The following is a 7850-nucleotide window of genomic DNA, read 5'->3' as shown; positions in this document are numbered from 1 at the left end:
AGGTTTGGATTTGGTATAACTATGGAAAATTGAATAGTGCGGGAATCTCCTGCTGTTCCAGTTTGGTTGGCACCGGTAAATGGGGTTGCAGATAACACATAAGAACCTAAAGGTAAATTTCCTGGAAGATAGTCACCGGAGATATCACCAAATAGAGCATAAGGTGCGACATTTTCATTCCGTGAGGCAGCTACCTGTCCGCTTAATGTTAATAGCACACTACCAACCAATTGCGGATTAGTGTTAGCACGAATATTAAGGTTAACACCTGCGAGATCTTGAGAATTTATTTGAATATCGTTGGTTAACTCAGTAATCGGGGAATCAGTATCGGCATTCATCAAGGTGAACCCATCAATTGATTGTTGGGCGTTCGAAAAAAAGACACCAAAAAATAGTAATAAGCAAGGGGTAATTTTTCTAAATAGCATTTGGTTTTTTCGCTGAGGTTTTTCTTTAGTTGTGGGAAACAGTAACTCTATTAAAGGTTATACTTTTCCTCTTGATAAACGACGATTGGTCGAAAATATTCGATGAAATGCACACATTTTGACAATATTTTTTCCCATACCTCATTTTCCATCGCATTTAATCAAATTGAACAATTCCAAAATTGCTTTGGCTTGGTATGAAAAATGAAGATTGATTAGATTGAATTGAATCTTTATTTGTGGCTTAGTAATTTTGATTTCACTTCTTGTTTCAAAGTGTATTTTAAGCATACGTTCGTTTTTCATATCTTTCCATGAAAACCAACTAATGGACCTAAATGCCCGCAAAAAATACTGGAAAGAAAACCTGAAATATCTCTCAATACTCTTAGCAATATGGTTCCTGGTCTCATACGGATTTGGAATTCTGTTAGTAGAAGAGCTCAACACCATTCGTCTGGGAGGTTTTAAACTAGGCTTTTGGTTTGCGCAGCAAGGCTCCATTTATGTGTTCGTTGTGCTCATTTTTGTTTACGTCCGATTGATGAACAAATTGGATAAAAAATACAACGTAAACGAATAAGCTATGGGTATTCAGACTTGGACTTTCATTATCGTAGGAATCACTTTTGCACTATATATTGGTATTGCCATCTGGTCACGTGCGGGATCAACAAAAGAGTTTTACGTTGCAGGAGGTGGAGTATCTCCTTTGGCCAATGGGTTGGCAACCGCAGCTGATTGGATGTCTGCGGCATCCTTTTTGGGTATGGCTGGAATCATTGCCTTTTCAGGTTATGATGGCTCGGTGTACCTTATGGGGTGGACAGGCGGCTATGTGCTATTAGCGCTGTTATTAGCTCCATATTTGAGAAAATTTGGAAAATTTACGGTTCCAGATTTCATAGGTGATCGTTATTATTCCAATATAGCGCGAACCGTGGCAGTGATTGCAGCATTGTTTGTATCATTCACCTATGTTGCTGGCCAAATGCGTGGCGTTGGGGTTGTGTTTTCAAGATTTTTGGACGTTGAGGTAAATACTGGGGTATACATTGGTATGACCGTGGTGTTGTTTTACGCCTTTCTTGGAGGCATGAAGGGCATCACTTATACACAAGTTGCCCAATATTGTGTGCTCATTTTTGCCTTTATGGTACCGGCAATATTTATCTCCATTTTGGCTACAGGAAACCCTATTCCACAATTAGGTTTTGGAAGTGCAGGTGAAGACGGTGTGTATCTGTTGGACAAACTGGACGGGTTAATGACTGATTTAGGTTTTACCGCCTACACGGATGGTTCTAAATCAATGACGGATGTCTTTTTCATTACTGCGGCCTTAATGTTGGGTACAGCGGGATTACCTCATGTTATTATTCGATTTTTTACGGTCCCAAAAGTAAAAGATGCGCGTCAGTCTGCAGGATATGCCTTGTTGTTCATAGCCATTCTTTACACTACAGCACCAGCAATTGCAGTTTTTGCACGTACTAATCTGATGGAGACAGTGGAAGACACGCCTTATTCTGAAATTCCAGCTTGGTTTACCAAGTGGGAGGACACGGGTTTGATTGCATGGTCTGACAAAAACAATGATGGTAAAATCCAGTATTTGCCAGGATCGGCAATAGAGGGCAAAAAGCCACTATTTGTTGAAGGAAAAGGCACCTCAGGGGAACGATTGATATCCAATGCCAGTGCGTCTGCAAACGAGCTTTATGTGGACCGCGATATTACAGTGTTGGCCAATCCGGAAATTGCCAATTTACCGAATTGGGTTATTGCTTTGGTTGCCGCTGGTGGTTTGGCCGCTGCTCTTTCAACAGCAGCAGGTTTATTATTGGTAATTTCCACTTCAATTTCCCATGATTTGATCAAAAAACAATTTGCTAAAGATATTTCTGATAAACGGGAGCTTCTAATAGCACGTCTTTCAGCTGTTTTGGCCGTGATTGTTGCTGGTTATTTTGGTATCAACCCACCAGGCTTTGTAGCTTCTGTTGTGGCATTGGCCTTTGGTTTGGCTGCCTCATCATTTTTCCCTGCAATCGTAATGGGTATTTTCAGTAAACGGATGAACCGGGAGGGAGCCATATCAGGAATGATAGCTGGATTAGGAATCACAACTTATTACATTGCGCGATTTAAATTGGGATGGATCGGAGACCCAGAGACAAACACACCCGAAAACTGGTGGTTTGGGATTTCACCTGAAGGATTCGGCACGGTGGGTATGCTGGTAAATTTTGCCGTAGCGCTATTAATTTCAAGATTTACAGCGGCACCACCGGATAGTGTTCAGCAAATTGTGGAAGATATCCGTATTCCAAGTGGCGCAGGTGAGGCTATGAACCATTAAAGGGTTTGTTCGAGGAACTTTCTTAAAAACAGCTGAGTCATTCGTCGACGCTGATTGGTAGCTCAAAGTTGTACATATCACCTAGGTCGATAAATTCTTGTACACGAAGCAATCGCCATCTTTTTTGCTATTTTTAAAGTTCGGAATTAACTAAACCACCCTCATGAGCAATTACCATATCAAAAACTTGGAAGAGTACTTTCAGGTTTACAGAAAATCAGTTAGAAATCCAGAAGAATTTTGGGAAGAAGTAGCAGAAGAACATTTTGTGTGGAGAAAAAAATGGGACTCTGTATTGGATTGGGATTTTTCAAAACCGGAGATCAAATGGTTTGATGGTGCACAATTGAATATTACCGAAAATTGTATTGATAGGCATCTACACATTCGAGGAAACAAAACCGCTATTTTATTTGAACCCAATGACCCAAATGAAGCGGCAGAACATATTACATATAGACAATTACATGAGCGTGTGTGCAAATTTGCCAACGTTTTAAAAGATAATGGCATAAAAAAGGGAGATCGAGTGGTTATTTACCTCCCCATGATTCCAGAATTGGCTATTTCTGTTTTAGCATGTGCTAGAATAGGTGCAGTACATTCCGTTGTTTTTGCCGGCTTTTCCAGTACGGCATTGGCCACAAGGATAAATGACTGCGAGGCCAAAATGGTTATAGCTTCAGACGGATCTTATCGTGGTGCCAAAACCATCGATTTAAAAGGGATAGTTGACGAAGCTTTGACACAATGCCCTGGAGTGGAAACAGTTTTAGTTGCTAAGAGGACGGGTGCAACAATTCATATGGAAGAGGGCAGGGACCATTGGTTGGAACCTCTTTTGGAAAAAGCATATTCAGACTTTCCTGCGGAAATCATGGAAGCTGAGGACCCGTTGTTCATTTTATATACATCGGGATCCACTGGAAGGCCAAAAGGAATGATGCATACCACTGCAGGCTATATGGTCTACACGGCCTTTACCTTTAAAAACGTTTTCCAATATCGAGAGAATGATATTTATTGGTGTACAGCTGATATTGGATGGATTACGGGGCATTCCTATATCGTCTATGGTCCATTGGCAAATGGTGCTACTACTGTTATGTTCGAAGGTGTTCCTTCCTATCCCGATTTTGGTCGGTTTTGGGAAGTAGTTCAGAAACATAAGGTGACTCAGTTTTATACAGCACCAACTGCCATTCGCGCATTGGCAAAGGAAAATCTTGATTTTGTCACCAAGTATGATTTGTCAAGTTTGAAAGTACTCGGAACTGTTGGCGAACCCATAAACGAAGAAGCATGGCATTGGTACAACGATCACGTAGGTGAGAAAAAATGCCCAATTGTTGATACCTGGTGGCAAACGGAAACTGGCGGAGTTTTAGTCTCACCAATTCCCTTCTCCACACCAACAAAACCCACCTATGCGACTTTACCCATGCCTGGCGTGCAGCCTGCACTAATGGACGAAAATGGGAAAGAAATCAAAGGCAATCAAGTAGATGGAAGATTATGTATAAAATTCCCTTGGCCGTCTATCGCAAGAACAATTTGGGGTGATCATCAGCGCTATAAAGACACCTATTTCTCGGCATTTGAAGGCAAATATTTTACTGGAGATGGGGCCCTTAGAGATGAAGTTGGCTATTACCGAATAACTGGTAGAGTAGATGATGTTATTATTGTATCTGGACATAATTTGGGTACTGCGCCTATAGAAGATGCCATCAATGAGCATCCTGCGGTTGCTGAATCCGCTATTGTGGGCTTTCCTCACGATATAAAGGGAAATGCGTTGTATGGCTACATCATATTGAAGGAAACGGGTGAATCCAGAGACCGTGATAACCTTAAAAAAGAGGTCAATCAGATGATTACGGAGCATATTGGACCAATTGCCAAATTGGACAAAATCCAGTTTGTGCCTGGATTACCTAAGACGCGAAGCGGAAAAATAATGCGTCGGATTTTAAGAAAAATTGCATCCAAGGATACTGGAAATCTAGGGGATATATCCACTTTACTGAATCCGGAAGTGGTTGATTTGATTATGAAAGAAAGCCTGTGATGTAAGGAATGATGGGTTTTTGCTGACCAATAGCAACAAACCATTACATCATGAAAAACATTATATCCTGGATTCTGCGACTTGCAGCAGCCTTAATTTTACTTCAAACCTTGTTTTTTAAATTCACAGGGGCACCTGAAAGTATCTACATTTTTGAGCAAGTAGGAATGGAACCATGGGGTCGGTTTGGCAGTGGTGTGGCAGAATTGATTGCCAGCATTTTGCTTTTGTTGCCAAGAACCGTAGGACTCGGGGCATTAATGGGCGTTGGTGTCATTTCCGGCGCAATCTTCTTTCATTTGACCAGCTTGGGTATAGAAGTCCAAGGAGATGGAGGATTGCTATTTTATTTAGCCGTTGTTGTGTTTGTCTGCTGCATAATACTATTGAAACTGTATTGGAATCAAGTCAGAAATATCTTAACTTTAATTACGAAATAAGTTGATTTTCAATTGGTAAGCCACGTAATCAACTTTTAAATTAAGTTGATATGCGATTACTTCCTGCACTTGCAATTTGTCTACTTATTTGTTTCACTTGGAGCGGTAGTGCCCAAGATTCCAAAACATCCTCTTTTATTAAAGCTGTTGATACCTATTTTCAAAATAATCCTATTGAAAAAGTGTATTTGCAGTTGGATAAGGAAATTGTGGCACCGGGGGAAGATATCTGGTTTAGTGCCTATACTGTGCTGGGATCAAATCATTTCCATTCGCAAAAAAGTGCAGTACTCCATATAGACCTTATTGATGATAAGGATGAACTATTAAAATCCCAGACCATACAGTTGATGAATGGTAGGGGGCAAGGGTCCTTGAATATTTCTCATAAACTACCTCCAGGGACCTATCAAATTCGCTCCTATTCCAATTGGATGCGAAATGCTCCGCAAGAGTTCTTTTTTAAAAAGAACATTTACGTTTTGGGAGGAAAAGATTCCAATGCAGTAAGTTCGGAAGTGCACAAAGTTGACCTTCAGTTTTTTCCTGAAGGCGGTAGACTGATAAATGGCCTACGATCCAAAGTCGCCTTTAAAGCTATAGGTAGTAAAGGCTATGATGCAATTATTGATGGCGTTCTCGAAGATTCAAATGGTACCATTGTTGCGAATCTTGCAACGGTTTCCAGAGGAGCAGGAATTTTTTATTTGGAACCCGATGGCAATACAAATTACCGCGCTGTTTTGGCCAATGGAGCAGTTTTTGATTTTCCACAAATTTCCAATGCTGGGTATACTCTGGCGGTAGTCAAAAGAGGTTTGGACAAAATTGTGGTACAAGTGCAGGCAACATCCCTGTTGTTGCACAAATCATTTCATTTAATAGGAACATCTAGAGGGAAACGGTACTTTGAAGGTACTTTTAACTTTGAAATGGAAAATCAATACACCTTGGAAATTCCTACCGAGCAACTTCCCAGTGGTGTGTTTACTTTAACGTTGTTAGATGATGAGTGGACTCCCCAGTGTGAGCGGATTACTTTTGTGAACAACCATGAAGGGCTTCAAATTTCCTCCTATACCAATAACTCGAGTTTTTCGGAAAGGGAAGAGATTGTATTGGATGTGGTTATTAAAAATGTGCAAGGAACTCCAGTGGAAACGGATTTTTCAATCGCAGTTTCAGATGTAAACCAAGTTTCCAAGGAAGAAAGTTCAGCCAATATTTTGACACATCTATTGCTTCAATCCGATTTGAAAGGTCACATATATCAACCAGCCAAATTATTCAAAGACAGAACGAGGACCACCCAATATGAGCTGGATTTGGTCATGCTTACCCATGGTTGGCGCAATTACAATTGGGATAAAATGAAAGCTGGGTTTTCAGAAGAACCGGCATACACATTCGTTGCAGGTGAGTCAATTTCCGGAACAGCATATGGGAATAGTAAACAATTACTCCGGAATACTGAATTTAATGTAATTGCGCAATCTCAAACCAATCTTGCGGAATATGCGTTCACAACGGATAATTTTGGACGCTTCACGTTTGATGGTATAAATGTGTCCGGAAAGGCGCAATTTGTGTTTAATGCTTATAATGAAAGGGGAAAACTCCAGTTTTCAAGGATTAAACTCAATGAAAACCCTAAAGAGTTACCATCGCCTGTATTTGATTTCATTCCCTCTGAACGTGAAAAGCGGGAATTGAATTATTTGGATATGGCGAACCTTCGGAGCAGAGCAAATTCAATTACCTCGTTGGAGGGTATAATAAACTTGGATGAAGTCAGTGTTTCTGCCGATAGGGTTACAAAAAAAGAATGGACCCGTCCATCAAATTACGGCATAGAACCAGATCGGGTGGTATATGCAAAGGATTTTCCAAATTCTGTAACGCTTACAGATTTGATAAACAATATTCCAGGGGTAAATATTTATAATATAACCAGTCCACGCAATGGTCCACTTTGGGTTGTAGATGGTCAGCCAATGCCTAGGATAGGGTCAAGGGATTCAATAATAGGCTCAAACATTCCAGAAGTTATTGGTGGAGTGCCAAGGGCGATTGCCCATATAGCTGTACAATCAGTGGAACGGGTGGAATTTTTAGACCGGAGAAGAAATTCAACAGGTATTTATGGACTTAATGGTTCAAATGGTGTTTTTTTAATTTATACCAAAATAGGACCGAATCCCAACCGAAGACCGTTATCCACAGCAACAGATATGATGTTGCATTCAGCAGGGAAAGAGTTTTATAACCCCAGATATGATACGGAGCGTGGTTTGAAAGATGTTACCGATTATCGGGCAACCTTGTATTGGAATCCTATGCTGCGAACGGATGAACACGGTAAAGCCACTATAAGATTCTTCAATTCAGATATCGCAAAAAACCTTCAGATAAATATTGAAGCTTTAAGTGATAATGGACAACCGGGAACTTATTTGAGCATTATTGGAGCAAACGAATTACAAGAGCATTAAATCGAATTCACTAAATTGCAACCCCCATTTCAGCATAACCCCTAACTAAAATTA

General features: G+C 40.5%; 6 protein-coding genes. 5 read left to right on the top strand and 1 reads right to left on the bottom strand.

Annotation, left to right across the window (positions count from 1 at the left end):
- Positions 1-431, bottom strand: a 431-nt coding sequence (locus tag M3P19_RS06335) for a hypothetical protein (RefSeq protein WP_249656790.1), incomplete at its 3' end; no start/stop codon positions are given.
- Between the two features lie 328 nt (positions 432-759).
- Between M3P19_RS06335 and M3P19_RS06330 the strand changes: the two genes are divergently transcribed.
- The 5 genes from M3P19_RS06330 (at position 760) to M3P19_RS06310 (ending at position 7796) form a co-directional block, all read left to right on the top strand.
- On the top strand, positions 760-1014 hold the full coding sequence (locus M3P19_RS06330; protein WP_249656789.1) for a DUF4212 domain-containing protein: 255 nt from the start codon (positions 760-762) through the stop codon (positions 1012-1014).
- Between the two features lie 3 nt (positions 1015-1017).
- The gene (locus M3P19_RS06325) at positions 1018-2793 is read left to right on the top strand and encodes a sodium:solute symporter family protein (RefSeq protein WP_249656788.1); all 1776 of its coding nucleotides are present in this window, start codon (positions 1018-1020) and stop codon (positions 2791-2793) included.
- Positions 2794-2956: 163 nt separating this feature from the next.
- The gene (acs, locus tag M3P19_RS06320) at positions 2957-4864 is read left to right on the top strand and encodes an acetate--CoA ligase (protein ID WP_249656787.1); all 1908 of its coding nucleotides are present in this window, start codon (positions 2957-2959) and stop codon (positions 4862-4864) included.
- Positions 4865-4914: 50 nt separating this feature from the next.
- On the top strand, positions 4915-5304 hold the full coding sequence (locus M3P19_RS06315; protein ID WP_249656786.1) for a DoxX family membrane protein: 390 nt from the start codon (positions 4915-4917) through the stop codon (positions 5302-5304).
- Between the two features lie 50 nt (positions 5305-5354).
- Complete coding sequence (locus M3P19_RS06310) at positions 5355-7796, top strand: Plug domain-containing protein (RefSeq protein WP_249656785.1); 2442 nt, start codon at positions 5355-5357, stop codon at positions 7794-7796.
- Positions 7797-7850 lie beyond the last annotated feature (54 nt).

The organism is Flagellimonas spongiicola (genome assembly GCF_023502425.1).
Taxonomy (GTDB): Bacteria; Bacteroidota; Bacteroidia; order Flavobacteriales; family Flavobacteriaceae; genus Flagellimonas; species Flagellimonas spongiicola.
Note: the sequence above shows the minus strand (reverse complement) of the source record. Positions and strands in the feature narration are given on the sequence as shown.